The sequence below is a fragment of the Burkholderia sp. Ax-1724 genome (assembly GCF_011752995.1).
Taxonomy (GTDB): Bacteria; Pseudomonadota; Gammaproteobacteria; order Burkholderiales; family Burkholderiaceae; genus Paraburkholderia.
This window is the reverse complement of sequence record NZ_VWWL01000009.1, coordinates 109,252-130,238: the sequence shown is the minus strand read 5'-3', so window position 1 is coordinate 130,238 and position 20,987 is coordinate 109,252. Positions and strand designations below refer to the sequence as shown.

Sequence of the window (20,987 nt, the reverse complement as noted above, 5' to 3'; positions counted from 1 at the left end):
AGAGGTGGGGAAAAGCCGCTATCGACCACCGCTGTCATGCTCCGACGACATCGGCTTGCGGCTTGCTTTCGGCTCATATTCTGGTTGACGGCAGCCCGGCGCGAGCCTCGTCAGAAGTTGACGTTCTGCGCGCCTTTCAGGCCCAGCATCGCTCGCGCCTCGGCGGGCGTGGCGACCTCGAGCGACAAGCCTTCGAGTATCTGCCGGATCTTGCGGACCTGGGCGGCATTGGTTTGCGCCAGTTCGCCAGGCGCGATCCAGAGCGAGTCTTCCAGTCCCACCCGTACGTTGCCGCCCTGCGCCGCGCCCATCGAAGCGAGCGGCATCTGATGGCGTCCCGCGCCCAGAACCGACCATACGAAGTCGGTGCCGAACAGCCGGTCCGCGGTCCGCTTCATATGCGCCAGATCCTCGGGGTGCGGCCCGATCCCGCCGAGCAGGCCGAAGACCGTTTGCACGAAGAATGGCGGCGTCGCCAGTTTGCGGTCGACGAAATGCGCGAGGTTGTACAGGTGCGACGTGTCGTAGCACTCGAATTCGAAGCGCGTGCCGTTATCGCCGCATGTCTTGAGAATGAACTCGATATCGGCAAACGTGTTCTTGAACACCAGGTCCCGGCTGCGCTCCAGATGCTCGCGCTCCCACGCGTGGGCAAATTCCTTGAAACGATCCAGCATCGGATAGAGCCCGAAGTTCATCGAGCCCATATTGAGCGAGGCGAGTTCGGGCCGATAGTGCGTGGCCGGACGCAGGCGCTCTTCGACCGTCATATGCGGACTGCCGCCCGTGGTCAGGTTGATGACGGCATCGGTCGCGCTTTTGATGCGCGGTAGAAACTCGGCGAAAGCGGCCGGGTCCTGCGTCGGACGGCCGTCATGCGGGTCGCGCGCGTGAAGATGAATGACCGCCGCGCCGGCTTCGGCGGCGCCGATCGACGCCTGCGCGACCTCGTCGGGCGTGACCGGCAGATGCGGCGACATCGTGGGCGTATGAATCGCGCCAGTCACGGCGCAGGTAATGATGACCTTGCGTGATGAACCCATGTGACCTCCAGGGGATAAGCGGACGCATCATGCGCGATACGCCCGTCAGTGTTATTGACCGCGGCTGTAGGAGTGACTGTCCGTGAGCGCGCCGCCACGCACGCCCGAATCGAGTTCCTCGAGCCGCTTGCCGCGCGTCTCGATCCGGATGGCCCACACCGCGAACGCGAGCAGCAACTGCGCGGCGACCACCGAACCGACCACCATCAGCACCCCGCCCGTCGTGAACAGCCACAGGATGAAGAACTGGCATCCCGCGCTGGCCAGCCGTCCCGCCGTCATGCAAACGCCGGTGCCGCGCAGGCGATAGGACGTCGAGAACAGTTCCGGCACGTAAGCCCCTTGCCCGACCGCCACCAGCACGTAGATGGAGCAGACGAGCAGAAAGCCGACGCCCATCAGCGCATACGCCGAGTCGACCTGCTGATAGATCAGGCCGCACACCGCGGTCACGAGACACGACGTAATGATCGCGGGACGACGGCCCACCCGGTCCGACACCGCGACGCCGAGCAGCGAGCCCACCGGGCCGCCCAGCGTGATGACCGTGGTCCACGTCAGCGACTTGACGATGTCGAAGCCCTGCTGGATGAAGAACGTCGGCAGCCAGTTGATCAGGCCGTAGATGCTGAAGCCGATGCACACGAGGATCGCCGAGCCGACCAGCGTGCGCCCGAGGATCGGCGGCGCGAACAATACGCCAATGGAAACCTGCGGCGCCGGCGCGGGCAGTTCGCGCGCATAGGCAGGCAGTTCGCCGCCGCGCGCCACACGGCGCTCGATCCGCTGCAGCACCGCCTCGGCCTCGTCGATCCGGCCCTGGGTTTCGAGCCAGCGCGGCGATTCGGGAATCGAGCGGCGCATGATCCACAGCACCACGGCCAGAACGCCTGCGATCACGAATACGTAGCGCCAGCCGAAATGCGGAATGACCCAGAGATTCACGAGCGAGCCGACAAACACCGCCGAGTTGCCGAACACCGACAGAAAGGCCAGCATGCGGCCACGATAGCCCGGCGGCACGAATTCCCCGAGCATCCCGTACGAGATGACCGCCTCGGCGCCGATGCCGAGCCCCATGACGAAACGGATCGCGCTGAGCCAGTACATGTTCGGCGCGACCGCCGCCGCAAACGACGCGATACCGAAGACGACGAGATTGATCTGATAGGCGACGCGCCGCCCGTAGCGGTCGCCGATGATCCCCGCCAGCAGCGCGCCGACGGTCAGGCCGGCGAACGTCAGCGTGCCGAACAGCGCATTGAGCTGCAGCGTCGACCATCCCTGCTTGAGCAATACGCCGACAATCGCGCCGCCGGTGTACAGATCGAAAAACTCGAGGAACAGGCCGAAGCCGATGATGCACAGAAGACGCCAGTGAAAACCGCTCAAAGGCAGGCGGTCAAGCCGGTTAGCCGCGTACGCGGTGGGTTGCATGTCTGTCTCCGATCATGATTGGCATGTGTCAGCGATTCTTGTCGTGTCGCTGTAGGGGCATTGCGTGTGCGTTGCGTGTACGGTGCGTGTGTGTTGCTTCTGCTCGTGGCTAACGCATGGTCGAGGCCGAGCCCCCGTCGACCAGAATTTCTGTCGCCGTGATATAGCGCGCCTCGTCGGACGCCAGAAATGCCGTCGCGTTGGCGACATCCCAGGCGTCCCCTTCCTGAGCCAGCGGAACCTGCGCGTTGCGGCGCTTGAGATAGGCTTCGTAATCGCCGCCGCCGAACTGGTTGGCGAGGCGCTGGACCAGCGGCGTGGTAATCAGCCCCGGAATGACGCAGTTCAGGCGCACATTGTTTTCGCCGTGCATCAAGGCGGCCATCCGCGTGAACTGGATCAGCGCCGCCTTGCTCGACGAGTAGGCGATCTGCGGCTTGCCGCTGTAGCGCAACGCCGAGAGCGACGAAACGTTGACGACGTTGCCGCTGCGTTGCCGGTCCATCACGGGCAGGACCGCCTTGCACATCAGGAAGACGCTCTTCAGATTGATGTCGAATTGCCGGTCCCACAGCTCTTCGCTCATATCGACCACGTTGCCCGGCGCGGACACGCCGACGTTGTTCACGAGCACGTCGATGCGGCCGTAGGCGTCGAGCGTCTGACGCACGACCTGGTCGATGCTGCGCGGGTCCGTCACGTCGCATAGCATGGCCTTCAGCTTGCCGCCCTCGCCTTCGATAACGGCGCGCGTGTCGGCCAGCGCCTCTTCGTTCACATCGAGCCCCACCACCTGGGCGCCCTGGCGCGCCAGCACCGCGGCAATCGCCTTACCCGTTCCCCAGCCCGGCAACGAGGAACCGCAGCCGCTCACGATCGCCACCTTGTTCTCGAATCTCAGCACGCTTCTTCTCCGTTCTTCATGGTCATCCGCCATATCGTGGACATCGCGTGCAGCACCGCTGCCGTCCAACTTATATGGATAACTAACTTAAATTCCTGCTTCCCGATGCCGGCGTCGACCCTGACTAAGCCCAGGGTCCCGAGTCGGCGCTCAAACGCCGGAGTACATCCGACGCCCTGCCACCGGCATGGCCGCCGTCAGGATCGTGCCGCTTTCCGATTCCGTAATGAACAGCGTCTTGCGCTCGGCGCCGCCGTAGGCGACGTTGGTCGTGTGATAGCCGATCTCGGACTGAATCCGGTACATCGGCTCGCCGCGCGCCGAGAACAGCCACACCGCGCCGATACCGACATGCGCGACCGCCAGATTGCCGTCCTCGTCGAGCGCGAGCCCGTCCGGGCCGCCGCCGCCGGACATCTGGATGAAGCACCCGACCTTGGCTGTCCGGCCACCGCGCAACAACGGAATGCGCCAGATGGCATTGGCCCGCGTGACGGCGACATAGAGCGCCGACTCCTCGCGGTTCAGCACCAGTCCGTTGGGACTCGGCACGTTGTCCATCAGGCAATCGATCTGCCCGTCCTTGCGCAGACAGAAGACCCGTCCGTTGGGATTGTGCAGGCCCGAGAGACCCTGATCCGTAAAGTAGAGATCGCCGTTCGAGGCGAACACCAGATCGTTGACGGCCCTGAGCCGTTCGAGATGAACCCGTTCCAGCACGGGCCGCACGGTCTTTTCTACGGGATCGAACAGCATGATGCCGTTCTTGTAGTCGGCGACGAAAATCCGGCCGTCCTCGTGGATTTTCAGGCCGTTGGGCTCGCCGTCATAGGTGTGCATCAACTCGAAGCGGCCTTCGGGACTGACGCGGAAAATGCGGCCCCAAGGGATATCGACGCACCACAGGTTGCCGTGCCGGTCGAACGACGGACCTTCGAGCAGGGAATGGCCGGGCATGCCGGCCGGCTGCTGGGCGTGCCACTCCGACGAGGCCTGCGGCTGCCTGAATTCGTCGGGCAACCTCGCGAACACTTCCGTCTTGATACGCCTCGGCTCTGCATACATGGCAATGTGTCTCCAGCAGTTTCGTATTCTTGATCTGCGGCCGCTACGGCAACGCGCTAGCCGGCCTTGTTGAAGCGATTATGTCGACAGCGTGAAGCGCCCACAATCGCTCGTTTCTTATCGATTGATGCTGAAATCCGATCAATCGGCGCACAATCGGCGCGGAGCCGACGACGCAACCCCAGCGATGCTTGCTACGGGCGCGCCGCCCGCAGCGGCGGCGTCCGTTCGCCGAGCAACTGGCGAAACGCCGCGCTGCTGGGCGTTTCCGAGCGATCCGTCAGGCGCGCCACGCCGATCATGCGGCCCACGCGCTCTTCCAGCGACAGGACCGTGCAGCGCGACACGTCGAGCTTGCCGAGACAGATCTCGGGCACGATGCCCATGCCGAAACCCTCTTCGACCAGCCGCACGAGAGTCGACATGTTCCAGGTTTCCTGATGCGCGACGGGCGTGGCGCCGCATGCCGCAAACGCACGCTCGATGATCTGCCATAGGGTCGTCCCCCTGGGACTCGCCATCAGGGGGTATTGCGCGGCTTCGCGCAGGGAAATGCTGCGCCGCTCGCCGAGCGGATGCGTTCGCGGCACGACGAGGAAACATTCGTCCCAGAAGAGCGGCTCGAAAACCGTGTGGTGACGGTCTTCGAGATCCGAGACGATCGCCAGATCGACCACGCCCGCTTCCATCATCTCGATGCAGCGCCGCGAGTCCACGTCGAGCAATTTCAGCGTCACGCCCGGATGCCGGCGATGGAACTCGCCCATGATAGTCGGCAGCACCGTCTGTCCAATCGACGGGACGGCGGCGATCGTCAGTTCGCCGCTCTGCAAAGCCGCTTTCTTGCGCAACGATTCGGCGACCCGCTCCATGTCTTCGACCGCCGTCTTGGCCACGACGAACAGTTGCTGCCCTTCGTCGGTCAGCGTGACCTGCCTCGTCGTTCGATGGAACAGGCGCACGCCAAGCCGATCTTCGAGCTGGCCGATGCGGGCGCTGACAGCGGACTGGGACGTGTGAATCTGTTCCGCCGCGCGGCGGAAACTGAGCGTTTCGGCAACAGCGAGAAACGTGATGAGGTTGTTCAGATTGAAGGTGAGCGCCATGAGGGAGCGAGCGGTACGTCGGAACTGGATTGCGCGTCAAGATACCAGAACCGTTGCGCCCCGCCGCGCTCCGTCAATCCGTCTTCTCCACTGGCACGCGCCGCGCGGCGTCCCCTTCATCGTGCGATGTCGCGTAGAAAACCCGCGCCCGCCCGATCACGATCTTCAGCATCGCGATCACTGGTACCGCGAGAAAAATCCCCGCCACGCCGCCGAGCTGATCGCCGGCGAGCAGGCCGACGATCACGAGAAACGGACTGACCTCGACCCCTTCGCTCATCAGATAGGGATTGAGCACGTAGTCCTGGAAGAGCCGGTACAGGCCGATGAAAATCACCAGCCACAGCAGATGCGAATAGCCGCTGAACACCGCGACCACGAGCGTGATCGCGACCGCGGCGAGCGGCCCCGCGAACGGCACGAATTCGAGCAGGCCCGCGCTGACCGCAAGCAGAAACGCGTACGGCACGCCGAGCAGCGAGAACGCAACGCCGTAGCACAGCAGCGTCGCGAGCGACAGAAACAGCATCGCGCGCACGTACTTCGAGAGCAGCACGTTCACGTCGTCGACGATATCGCTCCACAGCGCGCGATGCCGCCGGTTCAGCAGCGCGAGAAACGCATCGCGCATGTGCGCGCCGTCCTTGATGAGCAAAAAGCTCAGGATCGGAATCAGCACCAGATAGATCAGGTTGCTCGCCGCATGCACGACGCCGAGGCCGAGGCTGCGCGCCACCGGCACGGCCTTGTCGGAGCCGGTCTCGATCTGGCTGCGCACGAAGTCGACGATGCGCTCGCGCAGCGGTTCGAGAAAATGCGGCAGCGGCAGGCGGTTCGGCACGTCGGTGCGCATCAGCTCGGGCAATTGCGCGAGCAGACGCGTCGCCTGATCCTGCAACTGCACGCCGAACAGCGAGCCGACCACCGCGAGCAGCGCGACCACGACGACGAACACGAGCGCGATCGAGGCGACGCGCGGCACGCGGCGCGGTCTCACACGCTCGATGAGCGCGACCATCGGATAGATCAGATAGCTGAAGAACACCGCGAAGATGATGACGAGCACCGTCGTCGACGCGACATAGATGACGAAGAACAGCAACGCGAGCAGGGCCGCGGTCCAGACTTTCCTGGCCGTGCCGACATCGAATCCCAGCATGAACCGTCCTCGAATAGGCGATGTGATCCGGCGCCTTACCGGCGCCGGGGACATCCGACTGTATCAGGTGCGCGCGGGCCGCGTGTGACCGGAGGGTTCGCGGGCGCGAGCGGCGTGGGCCGTGTCCGTGGTCCTGCGCGCGGTCTTGCGCGTGCTCATACGCACAGTTGCGCGCGGGCCGCCGCCTGCGCACTGTCTGCACGCAACGGTGTACGGCAAGGGAAACCCCCGCGCAACGTGAGAAAACGTCAACTCTTCAGCTGTTCGAGCATCGCATCGGCCGCCTCGCCGACCTTGGCCTGCATCCGCCCGGCAAGCTTTTCCGCCGCACCCTCGGCCTGCTGCACGCGATTACCGGTAATTTTGCCAATCGCTTCCTTGATCGAGCCCTTCAGTTCCTTCGCTGTACCTTCTACCCGATTTCTGTTCATGGCGCTGTCCTCGTGGGATTGAAACGGCAACCCGGGCAGCGGCCTTGCCTGAACCGCCGTGCGCGGCTCGCGACGCGCCTCGGCGTGCGGCTCAGGAACCGCTTTCGTCGCATGCCGCGATTCGCATCATGCGATTGCTACCCGGGTAATCCCTCAGATATAGCAAGCGGCGTTCCCGGCTCAACGGTACGCGATTCGCGCCATCCGCTCGACATTTCGCGCCACCCGGAACCGCTCGATTCCGGCCCACCCAGCCGCCGCGACCACCGGACAACCCGCCATCGGCAACGATCGATCAAGCTCGCTCCCGCGTCATGCTCCCACGCCGTGGCCCCGCATCACGCTCCGCCGGCAGACCCGTGCGCCTCAGTGTGCGGTTCGCTCGCCTGCCAGCGCGGCGCGCGCTTTTCGAGGAACGCATTGACGCCTTCGCGCTGATCGGCGCCGTCGAACAGATCGACGAAACGCTCGCGTTCGAGCGCAAGCGCCGCCGCGCGCGGCACCCCATGGCGCGCCTGATGGATCAGTGCCTTGCTGAAGCTCACCGCCTGCGGGCTCAGACCCGTCACGCGTTGCGCCATCGCCAGCGCCGCCTCACGCGCGGCGCCCCGCTCGACGACTTCCTCGACGAGACCGATGCGCAGCGCGGTCGCCGCGTCGACACGCTCGCCGGTCAGGATCATGCGCTTGGCCCAGCCCTCGCCGACCAGCCACGGCAGCGTCTGCGTGCCACAGCCGCACGGCAGCAGCCCGACCGAGGTCTCGGGCAAGGCCAGCACCGCGTGCTGTTCGGCGATGCGGATATCGCACGCGAGCGCGCATTCGAGCCCGCCGCCCATCGCATAGCCGTTGAGCGCGGCGATCACGACGGGCCGCGCGTTCTGCAACGCTTCGAACGCCGCGCCGAAGCGCGCCGCCGCGATCCGCGCGACTTCGCGATTGCCGTCGGCGAACGTGTTCAGATCGGCGCCCGCGCTGAAGAATTTCGGCCCGTCGCCGGTGATGACGAGCGCGCGCACGCGCGCGTCGCCGTTCAATTGTCCGACGAGGCGCTGCAATTGCAGCAGGCCATCGGGCGTGAACGCATTGGCGGGCGGACGCCGGAGCGTGAGCAGCGCGACAGCGCCGTCGTGCGCGTAGTCGAGTTCGATCATCGCGCGCCCCCGCCGCTCGCCTCGCGGCCATCTTGACGATACAGCCTGATGACCGCCGAAAAATCCAGCCGTCCCGCGCCGTGGGTGCTCATCGTCTGATAAAGCTGCTGCGCGAGCGCGCCGAGGTAGACCGGCTGCCGCACGCTGCGCGCCGCATCGGTGGCGAGGCCGAGGTCCTTCAGCATCAGGTCGGTGCCGAAGCCGCCGCTATAGCCGCGCGAGGACGGCGCGCTGTCGATCACGCCCGGCATCGGGTTATACGTATCCGAACTCCAGCAACGCCCCGTCGACGTATTGATGATGCCGCCGAGCACCTTCGTATCGATGCCGAGCGCCTCGCCGAGCGACATCGCCTCGGCGACGCCCGCCATCGAAATGCCGAGCACGAGGTTGTTGCAGATCTTCGCGACCTGGCCCGTGCCGGTATCGCCGCAATGCACGATGTTCGTGCCCATCGCCGAGAGCACCGGCTTGACCTGCTCGTACGCGCTCGCGCTGCCACCGACCATAAAGGTCAGCGTGCCGGTCGCCGCGCCGCCGGTGCCGCCCGAAACCGGCGCATCGACGAAGGCGTTGCCGTGACGCGCCGCGAGTTCGGCGCAGGCTTTCACGGTGGCCGGATCGATCGTGCTCGAATCGACGATCGGCACGCCCGGTGCGATGCCGGCGAGGATGCCGTCGTCGGCGGTCAGCACGCTGCGCACGTGGGCCGCCGCGGGCAGCATCGTGATGACGCAGGCGGCCTCGCTCGCGGCCGCCCGTGGCGAGCCGGCCGCCTGCGCGCCCGCGTCGGCGAGCGTGCGCACGGCCTGCGCGCTGAGGTCGAATACGCTCACCGCATGGCCCGCCTTAAGCAGGTTCAACGCCATCGGCGCGCCCATGTTGCCGAGTCCGATAAAGCCTATTTTCATGGTGTCGTCTCCGTGTTTTCGCGTTGCGCCGTGCGCGCTCAGCGCAGGCGGATCGTCGTATTGACGCCGTCGTTGACGGTGTCGTCGTCGAACCAGCGCGCCGTGACCGTCTTGGTCTGCGTATAGAACTGCACGACCTGCTTGCCGTACGGACCGAGGTCGCCGAGCTTCGAGCCGCGCGAGCCGGTGAAGCTGAAAAACGGCACCGGCACCGGAATCGGGATATTGATGCCGACCTGGCCGATATCGATCTCGCTCTGGAATTTGCGCGCCGCCGCGCCGCTTTGCGTAAAGAGGCCAACGCCGTTGCCGAACGGATTGGCATTGACGAGCGCGATCGCGTCGTCGAGCGTCGCGACGCTCAGCACCACGAGCACCGGCCCGAAGATTTCGGTGCGGTAGATTTCCATGCCGGTCGTCACGTCGCTGAACACGGTCGGGCCGATAAAGTTGCCCTGCTCGTAGCCGGGCACCCGCACATCGCGGCCGTCGAGCGCGAGCGTCGCGCCCTCCTTCACGCCCGCGTCGATCAAGCCGAGAATGCGTTGCTTCGCCGCGCGCGACACCACCGGGCCGACGTCGGTGCCGGGCTCGTGGCCCGCGTTGACCTTCAGCGTCTGCGCCTTCGCGACGAGTTCGGGCAGCCACTCGCGCGCGCTGCCGACCAGCACCGCGACCGAAGTCGCCATGCAGCGCTGCCCCGCCGCGCCGAACGCGGCGCCCGCGAGCGCATTGAGCGTCTGCTCGCGGTTCGCGTCGGGCAGCACGACCGCGTGATTCTTCGCGCCCATCATCGCTTGCACGCGCTTGCCGTGCTCGCTGCCGAGGCGGTACACGTGCGTGCCGACCGCCGTCGAGCCGACGAACGAAATCGCCTTCACGAGTTCGTGCGTACAGAGCGCATCGACCACCTCCTTGCCGCCATGCACAACGTTGAGCACGCCCTTCGGCACGCCGGCTTCGAGCGCGAGTTCGACGAGCTGCATCGTCGAGAGCGGGTCCTGCTCGGACGGCTTCAGCACGAACGTGTTGCCGCAGACGAGCGCCATCGGGAACATCCACAGCGGGATCATCGCCGGGAAGTTGAACGGCGTGATGCCGGCGCATACGCCGAGCGGCTGACGCAGCGTGTAGGTATCCACGCCGCCCGCGACGTTCTCGACGAATTCGCCCTGCTGCAAGGTGCCGATGGAGCAGGCATGTTCGACCACTTCGAGACCGCGGAAGATGTCGCCTTCGGCATCGGGAATCGTCTTGCCCTGCTCGGCGGAAAGCGTCTTCGCGATGCGCGGCATATGCTCGCGAATCAGTGCCTGGTACCTGAGCATGATGCGCATGCGCGCGCCGACCGGCGTGTCCTTCCAGGTCCTGAACGCGGCCTGCGCGCTGCGCACGGCGGCATCGACTTCAGCGACGGTCGCGAACGGCGCGCGCGCGAGCACCGCCTGTGTCGCCGGGTTGACGATGTCGCGCCACTCGGTCGTCTGCGATTCGACGAATTCGCCGTCGATCAGCAGCTTGACGGTGGAGACGGCGCCAGCGGCGGCGGCGCGGCTGGTCTCGTTCGAAGCAACGGTGCTCATGCTGAAACTCCTGTGCGATAGCCGCGCGGCGGCCGGACGGCGATGGGAAGGAAAAAGCGTGGGCCTCGCGTCGGCATGGGGATGCGGACGAAGCGACACGAGGGCCGATAAACAATCCTGTGAGCGGGCCGGCAAGCGAGTCTGGAAGCGATCCGGGCAGCGAGCCTGCGAGCCGCCCTGACAAATCGTGCTGATAAATCATGCTGACAAGCGGCCCCGCAAACAGACAGCACGATCAACCGGCTGACGTTCCAAAGACGCTCCGGAGACTCGCCCCCAACGATCAACGCAGGTCGGGAAAATCCTCTTCCCAGTACTCGTCGGGCAGACGCGCGGGTTCGGCCGCACGCTCCATTTCGCGGCGCCGCAATTCGACGCGGCGAATCTTGCCGGAGATCGTCTTCGGCAATTCGCTGAATTGCAGGCGGCGAATTCGCTTGTACGGCGCGAGCTTTTCGCGCGAGAACGCGAACACCGCGCGCGCCAGTTCGGGCCCGGCCACGTAGCCCTGGCGCACGGTGACGAACGCCTTCGGCACCGACAGCTTCACGGCATCGGCGCTCGGCACGACGGCCGCCTCGCCGATCGCCTCGTGCTCGATCAGCACGCTTTCGAGTTCGAACGGGCTCAGCCGGTAGTCGGACGATTTGAACACGTCGTCGGCGCGGCCGACGTACACGTAGTAGCCGTCGTCGCGGCACAGCGCGACATCGGACGTTCGATAGAAGCCGTTGCGCATCGCCTGGGCCGTCGCGTTCGCGTTGTTCGCATAGCCCGTCATGAGACCGAGCGGCCGCTTGGCGAGCGGCAAGGCGATCTCGCCCTCGCTGACCGGCTGATCGTCGGCATCGAGCAGTTCGACCGTGTAGCCCGGCAGCGGACGACCCATCGAGCCCGGCACGACCGGCTGCCCCGGCGAGTTGCCGATCTGGCAGGTGGTTTCGGTCTGACCGAAGCCGTCGCGAATCGTGATGCCCCATGCGTGCTTCACGCGCTCGATGATCTCGGGATTGAGCGGCTCGCCCGCACCGACGATCTCGCGCAGCTTGACCGGATAATCGGTGAGATGCTCCTGCACGAGCATGCGCCACACGGTGGGCGGCGCGCACAGCGTGGTCACGTTGAAGCGCACGAGCGCATCGAGCGTGTCCTTCGGCACGAAGCGCGCGAAGTTGAACACGAACACGCAGGCCTGCGCGTTCCACGGCGCGAAGAAGCAGCTCCACGCGTGCTTGGCCCAGCCCGGCGAACTGATGTTCCAGTGGATGTCGCCCGCCTGCAGGCCGATCCAGTACATCGTCGACAGATGGCCGACCGGGTAGCTCTCGTGCGTGTGCTCGACGAGCTTCGGCTTCGACGTCGTGCCGGACGTGAAGTACAGCAGCAGCGGATCGCTCGCGCGCGTGACGCCGTCGGGCGCGAAGTGCGGCGATGCCTCGCGGGCGGCGGCGAGATCGGTCCAGCCTTCGCGCGGCGTGCCGACCGAGAAGCGCGTGAGCGGCACGTCGAGCGTGTCGAACTTGGCGAGTTCGGCGCTATCGGCCACCACGAACTTCGCGCCGCCGATCTGCACGCGGTCGCGCACGTCGTCGGCGGAAAGCTGGGTGGTGGCGGGCAGCACGATCGCGCCGAGCTTCATCGCCGCGAGCATCACGTCCCACAGTTCGACGCGGTTCGGCAGCATCAGCAGCACGCGGTCGCCACGGCCGACACCGGCGCCGCGCAGGAAATTCGCCATGCGCGCGGAGCGCTCCGACATCTGCGCATAGGAGAGGCGCAGGCCGTCGCTGGACGGATCGTCGACGATCCACAGCGCGGGGTTGTCGTTGTTGCGCGCGATTGCGTCGAAGTAGTCGAGCGCCCAGTTGAACTCGCCCAGCGTCGGCCAGGCGAATTCGCGATACGCGCGCTCGTAGTCGATCCGATGGCGCAAGAGCAGATCGCGCGCGTCGAGAAAGGCTTTCGCTGCTGTCATCGTCGTCTCCAATGTCGATCTGAGTTAGCGCTTCAGCGCTTATTCTGATCCCATGCAACGCGGTCGATCAGAGTTAGCGCTTTAGTTGTCGATCCGGAGTTGGCGTTTCAGCGCTTACTCCGATCCCATGCAAAGCAGTCGCGCATGGCGCGCTGCGCGCTCCATTTTTTGCCGTAGTTGCCGCCGAGGTTGCCACATGCCCGCCGCGAACGACCCACGGCCAGGCTATTTTGCGCTCAAACATGCCTCGCGATCACCATCCGCTGCACTTCGCTCGTCCCCTCGTAAATCTGCGTGATGCGTGCATCGCGGTAATGCCGCTCGACCGCGTAATCCTCCAGATAGCCATAGCCGCCATGAATCTGGATCGCGTTCGAGCAGATTTCCTCGGCCAGTTCCGAGGCGAACAGCTTCGCCTGCGACGCCTCCGACAAACACGGCCGCCCCGCCGAGCGCAGCCGCGCCGCGTGATGCACGAGCAGGCGCGCGGCATTCAGGCGCGTCGCCATGTCCGCGAGCATGTTGGCGATCGTCTGATGGTCCCGGAGCGGCTTGCCGAACTGCTCGCGCTCGCTCGCGTAGCGGCGCGCGGCGTCGAACGCGGCCCGCGCGATGCCGACCGCCTGCGCCGCGATGCCGATGCGCCCGCCTTCGAGATTCGACAGCGCGATGCGCAGGCCCTCGCCCGGCTCGCCGAGCAGATTCGCGGCGGGCACCGCGCAGTCGTCGAGCGAAATCGGGCAGGTGTCGGACGCGCGAATGCCGAGCTTGTGCTCCGGTTTGCCGACCTTGAAGCCCGGCGTATCGGTAGGCACGATAAACGCGGACAGGCCGCGCTTGCCGCGCTCCGGATCGGTCACGGCGAACACGATCGCGAGGTTCGCGCGCGCGCCGTTGGTCACGAACTGCTTGCTGCCGTTGAGAATCCAGTGGCCGTCGCGCGGCACCGCGCGCGTGCGCAGATTGTTCGCCTCGGAGCCGGCCTGCGGCTCGGTCAGGCAGAACGCGCCGATCGTACGGCCGGTCGCGAGGTCGCGCAGATAGCGCTCCTTCTGCGCGGCGCTGCCGAAATTGAGGATCGGCCCGCAGCCAACCGAGTTGTGCACGCTCATCAGCGTCGCGCAGGCTGCGCAGCCGGCCGCGATCTCTTCGAGCGCGAGCGCGTAGGCAACGTAGTCGGTGTAGGAGCCGCCCCACTCGGACGGCACGATCATGCCGAGCAAGCCGAGTTCGCCCATCTGCGCGACGACGCCGGCCGGCAGTTGCGCGTCGCGATCCCATTGCGCCGCGTGCGGCGCGAGGCAACCGGTGGCGAAGTCGCGCGCGGCGTCGCGAATCATCCGTTGTTCGTCGGTGTAGAAACTGTCCATGCCTGCGTCCCGGGGTGTGCGAACGAGGCTCGAAGTGCTCGCGGTGCCCGCTCGCGCCCCCCGCCGTCGCTCATGGCTTGCCGCTGTAGTGTAGGCAAGCCGGGCGCGTCTCTCGATGCTCGCTGCGCTCATTGTTGTTGAGCGCTTTTGCCATACTGTTACTATGCGCATACGCGGTACCCCGTGTTTACAGTGCTTTTGCGCATCGCCACCATACGCCACTGAGCGCTTTTGCCAGATTCGGCCCCGCTCGGCCGGCATCGACCCGCCCCCCCATGAAAAGCGACAAAGGCACGATCTCCGTCAGTCTCGTCGAGGAAACGCTTGCGCTCGCGAGGGCGCGCGGCTTCGATGCGCTGCCTCTTGCCGAGGCGGCCGGCATCGCCGCGCCGATGCTCGCGTCGCCGAAAAGCCGCGTGTCGTCGGCGCAATACGGTGCGCTCTGGACCGGCATCGCGCGCGCCCTCGACGACGAATTCTTCGGCCAGGACTCGCATCCGATGAAAAGCGGCAGCTTCGTCGCGATGACGCAGATGGCGCTCGGCGCACGCAACGGCGCGCAGGCGCTCGCGCGCGCGGTCGGCTTCATGCGGCTCGTGCTCGACGACCTCGGCGCGGTCATCGAAACGAATGCCGAAACGGGTGCCGCAACGAAGGTTGAAACGAAGGTTGAAGCAGCGCCCGGAACGGGCTCACTGCGGGACACGCGTCAGCGCGTGAGGCTGAAATTCGTCGAACGACCCGGCGCGCCCGCACCGGCGATGTTCGCGTACGCCACGTATTTCATCCTCGTGTACGGCCTCGTGTGCTGGCTCGTCGGACGGCGCATTCCGCTGCTCGAAGCGCGCTTTCGCTGCGCCGCGCCGCCCGCCGCTCACGAATACAGGCTGATGTTCTGCGAGTCGATGCATTTCGACGAACCCGAGTCGTACGTCGATCTCGAACCGGCGTTTCTTGACCTGCCCGTGATCCAGACCGCGCGCTCGGCCCGTGCGTTTCTGCGCGATGCGCCGGGCAACTTCATCGTCAAATACCGCAATGCCGGCTCGCTCGCCGCGCGCGTGCGCAAGACGCTGCGCGCGCTGCCGACGGCGAACTGGCCAGCCGCCGACCAGATGGCCGCGCGTCTGCACGTCGCCGAGGCGACGCTGCGGCGGCATCTGAAGCAGGAAGGCTATACGTATCAATCGATCAAGGACGCGCTGCGGCGCGACATCGCGATCGCGGAATTGCAGCGCACCCACCGCACGATCGCCGACATCGCCAACGCGGTCGGCTTCGCGGAACCGAGCGCGTTTCATCGCGCGTTCCGCAAATGGACCGGCATGCGGCCGGCCGACTATCGCCCGGCAAGCGGTGCCGGCCTCACGCGCCTCACGCATCGCGCGGAATCGGACTAAGCTTTAAGAGGCAACAGGCCAGCCTTGATCGAGGTATCGGCCCGCGCTCGCCGGACTTAAGCGGCGGGCGCGGTGGCCGTCGGCGATGAACACGTCCACGCGTTTTCCGCTCCGGCAGTCCGGTTCGCGCAGGCCGCTTATCCGCGGCGGTGCGGCGCGCCGGTTGATGCGCACCATCGGCGCGCGCGGGGTGCTGTTGCCGGTGGGGTTCGCGTTGGCGTTGGCCTTGGCGATTGGGCTGGCATCCGGATTCACCGCCGGCCCCACCGCCAGGTTCGCGGCCGGATTGACGTCCGGGCTCGCGGCCGGATTTTCGGCGCGCGAAGGCTTCGCGCTGGTGCAAACGGCCCATGCTGCCCCTGGCGCGGCGGCCACCGCGAACAGCGTCGTCGTGATTCCGGTGAACGGCGCGATCGGGCCGGCCAGCGCCGATTTCATCGTGCGCGGCCTGCAACGCGCCGCGAATCAGCGCGCGCAACTCGCGGTGCTGCAACTCGATACGCCGGGCGGGCTCGATACGTCGATGCGGCAGATCATCAAGGCGATCCTCGGCTCGCCGGTGCCGGTCGCGACCTTCATCGCGCCGAGCGGCGCGCGGGCCGCGAGCGCCGGCACCTATATCGTCTACGCAAGCCATATCGCGGCGATGGCGCCAGGCACCAACCTCGGCGCCGCGACACCGATCCAGATAGGGATCGGCGGGGCCGAGCCGCCCGCGGGCGGCGGTGCGCCGAGTGCGCCAGCTTTACCAGGCACGCCGGAATTGCCGGACATGCGCGCCTTGTCAGGCAGTGCGTCCGGTCCGTCAGCGTCCGGCCCCCTGGCATCGGGTTCATCAGGCACCTCAGGCGCATCGGCGCCCTCCACCGCCGCAGCCGCAGCCGAGCCTGCCGCGACACCACCATCGCCCGCCGCGAGCGCACTCCCCCTCGACACCCAATCGACCGAACTGCGCAAGCAGGTCCACGACGCGGCCGCCTACATCCGCGGCCTCGCGCAGATGCGCGGGCGCAACGCCGACTGGGCCGAGCGCGCGGTCCGCGAAGCCGTGAGCCTGTCCGACGAGGAAGCGCTCGCGCAGCACGTCGTCGACGTCGTCGCGCGCGACGTGCCCGACCTGCTGCGCCAGTTGAACGGCCACACCGTCGCGACAACGGGCGGCAGCATCACGCTGCACACCGCCCACGCGCCGCTCGTCGTGCTCGAACCCGACTGGCGCAACCGCTTTCTCGCCGTCATCACCGACCCGAGCGTCGCGCTGATCCTGCTCATGCTCGGCATGTACGGCCTGTTCTTCGAATTCGCCAATCCGGGCTTCGTGCTGCCCGGCGTGGTCGGCGCGATCAGCCTGCTGCTCGGCCTGTTCGCGATGCAGATGCTGCCCGTCAGCTACGTCGGCCTCGGGCTCGTGTTTCTCGGCATCGCGTTCCTGATCGGCGAGGCGTTTTTGCCGACCTTCGGCTCGCTCGGCTTCGGCGGCGTGGTCGCGTTCGTGATCGGCGCGATGATGCTGATCGATACCGACGTGCCCGGCTACGGCATCCCCCTGCCGCTGATCGCGGCGGTGGTCGTATTCAGCGCCGCGTTCGTGCTCGGCGTGTCGCGGCTCGCGCTGCGCGCGCGGCGGCGCCCGGTCGTGACGGGCGCCGAGGCGCTGATCGGCTGTATCGGCGTGGTGCTGGACGGCGGCTTGCTGCCCGAGCACCCAGCGGGCGGCACGCTGGCCGGCTGGGCGCGCGTGCAAGGCGAGCGCTGGCGCGTGGCGAGCACGGCGCCGGCCGCGCCCGGAGACCGCGTGCGCGTGACCGCGCGCCACGGCCTCACGCTGAGCGTCGAGCCGGTCGTGCCGGTCACGCCGGCCGGCGCCCAGATAAAAGGAGAACGCTCATGATCGGTTTTACATTCGGCTTCAGTAGCATCCTGATCCTGCTTGCCGCGGCGCTGATTGCGTCGTCGGTGCGGATTTTTCGCGAATACGAGCGCGGCGTCGTGTTCATGCTCGGGCGCTTCTGGAAGGTCAAGGGCCCGGGGCTCGTGCTGATCGTCCCGGTCGTGCAGCAGGTGGTGCGCATGGATCTGCGCACGGTCGTGTTCGACGTGCCGCCGCAGGACGTCATCACGCGCGACAACGTCTCGGTCAAGGTCAACGCGGTCGTGTATTTCCGCGTGGTCGATCCCGAGAAGGCGGTGATCCAGGTCGCGCGCTACTTCGAGGCGACCAGCCAGCTTGCGCAGACCACGCTGCGCGCGGTGCTCGGCAAGCACGACCTCGACCAGCTGCTGTCGGAACGCGAGCAGTTGAACGCCGACATCCAGAAGGTGCTCGACGCGCAGACCGACGCGTGGGGCATCAAGGTGTCGATCGTCGAGATCAAGCACGTGGACATCAACGAAACGATGATCCGCGCGATTGCGCGCCAGGCGGAAGCCGAGCGCGAGCGGCGCGCCAAGGTGATTCACGCGGAAGGCGAGCTGCAGGCGTCGCGGCAACTGCTCGAAGCCGCGCAGACGCTCGCCCGGCAGCCGCAGGCGATGCAACTGCGCTACCTGCAAACGCTGACGACGATCGCCGCCGACAAGAACTCGACGATCGTGTTTCCGCTGCCGATCGACCTCGTCAGCGCGGTGCTGGAGCGCTTCGGCAAGCCGTCCGCGCCGTGAGGGTCGGATGTTCTGAGCGAGAGCCTGTCATGAAAAAACTTTCCCGTATCGAATGCGGCGTACTGCTGGCCGCCGCCTGTATCGGCACCGTGTGCGCGCCAGCCGTAGCGCAAGCCGACCCGGCGGCGTCGCCAACGCGCGCCCAAGTGCGCGCCGATCTCGCCGAGTGGCGCGCCGCCGGCTACGAACCGCTCGACTGGCTCGGCTATCCGGTCAGCGCCCAGCGCGCGGGCCGCATCGTCGCCGAGCGGCGCGCGCAGCAGCACTCCGAGGCGGCGACGGTGCACTGAGCGGCGACGATGCGCTGAGCCGTGGCGGCCGTCAGTTCGCGCTTGCGGGCCGCGGCGAGGTATCATCACGGCCCTTCGATACCCTCGCCGCCGCGCAGCCGCGGCACAGCAGCCGGAGCCCGCACCATGCCAATCTGGGTCGATGCCGACGCCTGCCCGGCCGTCGTCAAGGACATGCTCTTTCGCGCGGCGCGCCGTACCGGCGTGTCGCTGACGCTCGTCGCCAATACGTTTCTGCGCGTGCCGCCCTCGCCGCTGATTCGCGCGATCCAGGTGCCGGCCGGTTTCGACGCCGCCGATCAGTTGATCGTCGAGCGCGTCGCCGCAGGCGATCTCGTCATCACCGCCGACATCCCGCTCGCCGCCGCCGTGCTGGAAAAGAACGCGCACGCGCTCGATCCGCGCGGCAACTGGTTCACGCCCGGCACCATCGAGGAACGGCTGCGGATGCGCGCGATGCTCGACCAGTTGCGCGGCAGCGGCGTCGATACGGGCGGCCCGTCCGCCTTCAGCCCGCGCGACGGCAAAACGTTCGCGGGCGAACTCGATCGCTGGCTCGCGCGCAACGTGCCGCGCGGCGATGCACCATGAGGCGCGATGGTGCGCAATAACGCGCAGTGATGCGCCGACGCCACACTCGGACGGCCAATCCACCGGCTGACGGGCCCCGGCGCGCCGCGCAAGCCGCCGCGAACGCCGGAGCGCCGCCATTCGTGATTACAATTCCGCGATAACGCTGGCGCGGTGCCCGCCGCACCGCCGGGAGCCGCTGCCGCGCACGGGCCGCGCTGCCGCCCCCGCCGCGGTGAATCGAAGAAAATCGAAGCACCCGCATCAATCACAGAAACAGAAACGCCGCAGCAACGCCACAGAAACACCCGACTCACGCCGCAAACAACACCTTCAGAACGACGAGAGAGAAAAGACCCGCCACATGGACTCGATCAAACGCTACTTCGGCTTCGACGCCGTCGACACCAACCTGCGCACCGAAGTGCTCGCCGGCGTGACCACCTTCCTGACGATGGCCTACATCATCTTCGTCAACCCGGCGATTCTCGGCGACGCCGGCATGCCGAAAGACGCGGTGTTCGTCGCAACCTGCCTCGTGGCCGCGCTCGCCTCGATCATCATGGGCTTCTACGCGAACTACCCGATCGCGCTCGCGCCCGGCATGGGCCTGAACGCGTACTTTGCCTACACGGTCGTGAAGGGCATGGGCTATACGTGGCAGGCCGCGCTCGGCGCAGTGTTCATCTCGGGCTGCCTGTTCCTGATCGTCACGCTGTTCCGCGTGCGCGAGGTGATCGTCAAGGGCATTCCGCACTCGATCCGCATCGCGATCACCGGCGGCATCGGCCTCTTTCTGGCGATCATTTCGCTGAAGTCGGCCGGCGTGGTGGTCGGCAATCCGGCCACGCTCGTCACGCTCGGCAATCTGCACGACCCGCACGTCGTGCTCGCTGCGATCGGCTTCTTCGGCATCGTCACGCTCGACTATCTGCGCGTGCGCGGCGCGATCCTGATCGGCATCGTCGGCGTGACGATCCTGAGCTTTTTCTTCGGCGGCAACGAGTTTCACGGCGTCGTGTCCGCGCCGCCGTCGATCACGCCGACGCTGTTCCAGCTCGACATCCGCGCCGCGCTGTCGTCGGGCGTGCTGAACGTCGTACTCGTGTTCTTCCTCGTCGAACTGTTCGATGCGACCGGCACGCTGATGGGCGTCGCGAATCGCGCGGGGCTGCTCGTCGAGGGCAAGATGCACCGGCTGAACCGCGCGCTGCTCGCCGACAGCACCGCGATCCTCGCCGGCTCGCTGCTCGGCACCTCGTCGACGACCGCGTATATCGAAAGCGCGTCGGGCGTGCAGGCGGGCGGGCGCACCGGCGTGACCGCCATCACGGTCGCCGTGCTGTTTCTCGCGGCGCTCTTCTTCGCGCCGCTCGCGGGCGTGGTGCCCGCCTACGCGACCGCGCCCGCGCTGCTCTACGTGTCGTGCCTGATGCTGCGCGAAATGCTCGATCTGCCGTGGGACGACGCGACCGAAGTCGTGCCGGCCGCGCTGACCGCGCTGCTGATGCCGTTCACCTACTCGATCGCCAACGGTGTCGCGTTCGGCTTCATCTCGTACGCGGGCCTCAAGCTGCTGACGGGCCAGGCGCGCCAGGTGAAGCTCGTCGTGTGGATCATCGCGGCGATTTTCCTGTTCCGTTATTTCTATCTCGGCAGCGAGTGAGGACGTCGGCGCGTGGCGGCGCTTCCGGGGCGCGGCCGCGCGTGCGAACGGGGCGGGCAGCGGGCAGCAGCCCCAGGCGGTGAACCCCGGCAGTGAAACCGGACGGGCGGACCAGACGAGCGGCCCCAAACGGGGCGCGCCACCCGGCAGCCTCGCGGCACGTCAGCCACGGTCAGGCAACTGCCGGGCAACCGCCAGCCCGTGCCCCGGCGCCGCTCGCGTCCCGGCTAAGGGGCGCTTAAGCAAAGATCGACGATCGTTC

Annotated in this window: 18 protein-coding genes; 6 read left to right on the top strand and 12 right to left on the bottom strand. The window is 66.8% G+C overall.

Annotated elements, in window-relative coordinates:
- Nucleotides 1-110: 110 nt before the first annotated feature.
- The 12 genes from F3J19_RS12565 to F3J19_RS12510 form a co-directional block, all read right to left on the bottom strand.
- A complete protein-coding gene (locus F3J19_RS12565) occupies nucleotides 111-1,043 on the bottom strand; it encodes a 3-keto-5-aminohexanoate cleavage protein (protein WP_167041599.1) in 933 nt (310 codons plus the stop codon).
- A gap of 51 nt (nucleotides 1,044-1,094) precedes the next feature.
- Nucleotides 1,095-2,480: an MFS transporter gene (locus F3J19_RS12560; RefSeq protein ID WP_167041596.1), complete on the bottom strand. Its 1,386-nt coding sequence runs from the start codon at nucleotides 2,478-2,480 to the stop codon at nucleotides 1,095-1,097.
- A gap of 109 nt (nucleotides 2,481-2,589) precedes the next feature.
- Nucleotides 2,590-3,384 (bottom strand): SDR family NAD(P)-dependent oxidoreductase, encoded by a 795-nt coding sequence (locus F3J19_RS12555; RefSeq protein ID WP_345891027.1) that lies wholly within the window; start codon nucleotides 3,382-3,384, stop codon nucleotides 2,590-2,592.
- A gap of 150 nt (nucleotides 3,385-3,534) precedes the next feature.
- Complete coding sequence (locus tag F3J19_RS12550) at nucleotides 3,535-4,449, bottom strand: SMP-30/gluconolactonase/LRE family protein (protein ID WP_167041590.1); 915 nt, start codon at nucleotides 4,447-4,449, stop codon at nucleotides 3,535-3,537.
- Between the two features lie 194 nt (nucleotides 4,450-4,643).
- Nucleotides 4,644-5,555 carry a LysR family transcriptional regulator gene (locus tag F3J19_RS12545; RefSeq protein WP_167041587.1) on the bottom strand — a complete coding sequence of 304 codons (912 nt, stop codon included), beginning with the start codon at nucleotides 5,553-5,555 and terminating at the stop codon, nucleotides 4,644-4,646.
- A gap of 73 nt (nucleotides 5,556-5,628) precedes the next feature.
- Nucleotides 5,629-6,714: an AI-2E family transporter gene (locus F3J19_RS12540; protein WP_167041584.1), complete on the bottom strand. Its 1,086-nt coding sequence runs from the start codon at nucleotides 6,712-6,714 to the stop codon at nucleotides 5,629-5,631.
- A 248-nt stretch (nucleotides 6,715-6,962) separates the two neighbouring features.
- The gene (locus F3J19_RS12535) at nucleotides 6,963-7,145 is read right to left on the bottom strand and encodes a CsbD family protein (protein ID WP_167041581.1); all 183 of its coding nucleotides are present in this window, start codon (nucleotides 7,143-7,145) and stop codon (nucleotides 6,963-6,965) included.
- A 338-nt stretch (nucleotides 7,146-7,483) separates the two neighbouring features.
- On the bottom strand, nucleotides 7,484-8,299 hold the full coding sequence (locus tag F3J19_RS12530; RefSeq protein WP_167041578.1) for an enoyl-CoA hydratase: 816 nt from the start codon (nucleotides 8,297-8,299) through the stop codon (nucleotides 7,484-7,486).
- Nucleotides 8,296-9,210 carry a 3-hydroxyisobutyrate dehydrogenase gene (gene mmsB / locus F3J19_RS12525; RefSeq protein ID WP_167041575.1) on the bottom strand — a complete coding sequence of 305 codons (915 nt, stop codon included), beginning with the start codon at nucleotides 9,208-9,210 and terminating at the stop codon, nucleotides 8,296-8,298. The genes F3J19_RS12530 and mmsB overlap by 4 nt, the downstream gene beginning before the upstream one ends.
- 38 nt (nucleotides 9,211-9,248) lie before the next feature.
- On the bottom strand, nucleotides 9,249-10,793 hold the full coding sequence (locus tag F3J19_RS12520) for a CoA-acylating methylmalonate-semialdehyde dehydrogenase (protein WP_167041572.1): 1,545 nt from the start codon (nucleotides 10,791-10,793) through the stop codon (nucleotides 9,249-9,251).
- A gap of 283 nt (nucleotides 10,794-11,076) precedes the next feature.
- Nucleotides 11,077-12,768 (bottom strand): AMP-binding protein, encoded by a 1,692-nt coding sequence (locus F3J19_RS12515; RefSeq protein WP_167041569.1) that lies wholly within the window; start codon nucleotides 12,766-12,768, stop codon nucleotides 11,077-11,079.
- A 236-nt stretch (nucleotides 12,769-13,004) separates the two neighbouring features.
- The gene (locus F3J19_RS12510; RefSeq protein WP_167041566.1) at nucleotides 13,005-14,138 is read right to left on the bottom strand and encodes an acyl-CoA dehydrogenase family protein; all 1,134 of its coding nucleotides are present in this window, start codon (nucleotides 14,136-14,138) and stop codon (nucleotides 13,005-13,007) included.
- A gap of 275 nt (nucleotides 14,139-14,413) precedes the next feature.
- On the opposite strand from F3J19_RS12510, the gene F3J19_RS12505 reads away from it, so the two are divergent.
- From F3J19_RS12505 to F3J19_RS12480, 6 genes are all read left to right on the top strand, one after another.
- A complete protein-coding gene (locus F3J19_RS12505) occupies nucleotides 14,414-15,538 on the top strand; it encodes an AraC family transcriptional regulator (protein ID WP_167041563.1) in 1,125 nt (374 codons plus the stop codon).
- Between the two features lie 85 nt (nucleotides 15,539-15,623).
- Complete coding sequence (locus F3J19_RS12500) at nucleotides 15,624-17,429, top strand: nodulation protein NfeD (protein WP_167041560.1); 1,806 nt, start codon at nucleotides 15,624-15,626, stop codon at nucleotides 17,427-17,429.
- Nucleotides 17,426-18,199 carry a slipin family protein gene (locus F3J19_RS12495; protein WP_167041558.1) on the top strand — a complete coding sequence of 258 codons (774 nt, stop codon included), beginning with the start codon at nucleotides 17,426-17,428 and terminating at the stop codon, nucleotides 18,197-18,199. Before F3J19_RS12500 ends, F3J19_RS12495 begins: the two co-directional genes overlap by 4 nt.
- Before the next feature lie 29 nt (nucleotides 18,200-18,228).
- Complete coding sequence (locus tag F3J19_RS12490) at nucleotides 18,229-18,489, top strand: DUF4148 domain-containing protein (protein WP_167041555.1); 261 nt, start codon at nucleotides 18,229-18,231, stop codon at nucleotides 18,487-18,489.
- 126 nt (nucleotides 18,490-18,615) lie between these two features.
- A complete protein-coding gene (locus tag F3J19_RS12485; protein ID WP_167041552.1) occupies nucleotides 18,616-19,080 on the top strand; it encodes a YaiI/YqxD family protein in 465 nt (154 codons plus the stop codon).
- 343 nt (nucleotides 19,081-19,423) lie between these two features.
- Complete coding sequence (locus tag F3J19_RS12480; protein ID WP_167041549.1) at nucleotides 19,424-20,725, top strand: NCS2 family permease; 1,302 nt, start codon at nucleotides 19,424-19,426, stop codon at nucleotides 20,723-20,725.
- Nucleotides 20,726-20,987 lie beyond the last annotated feature (262 nt).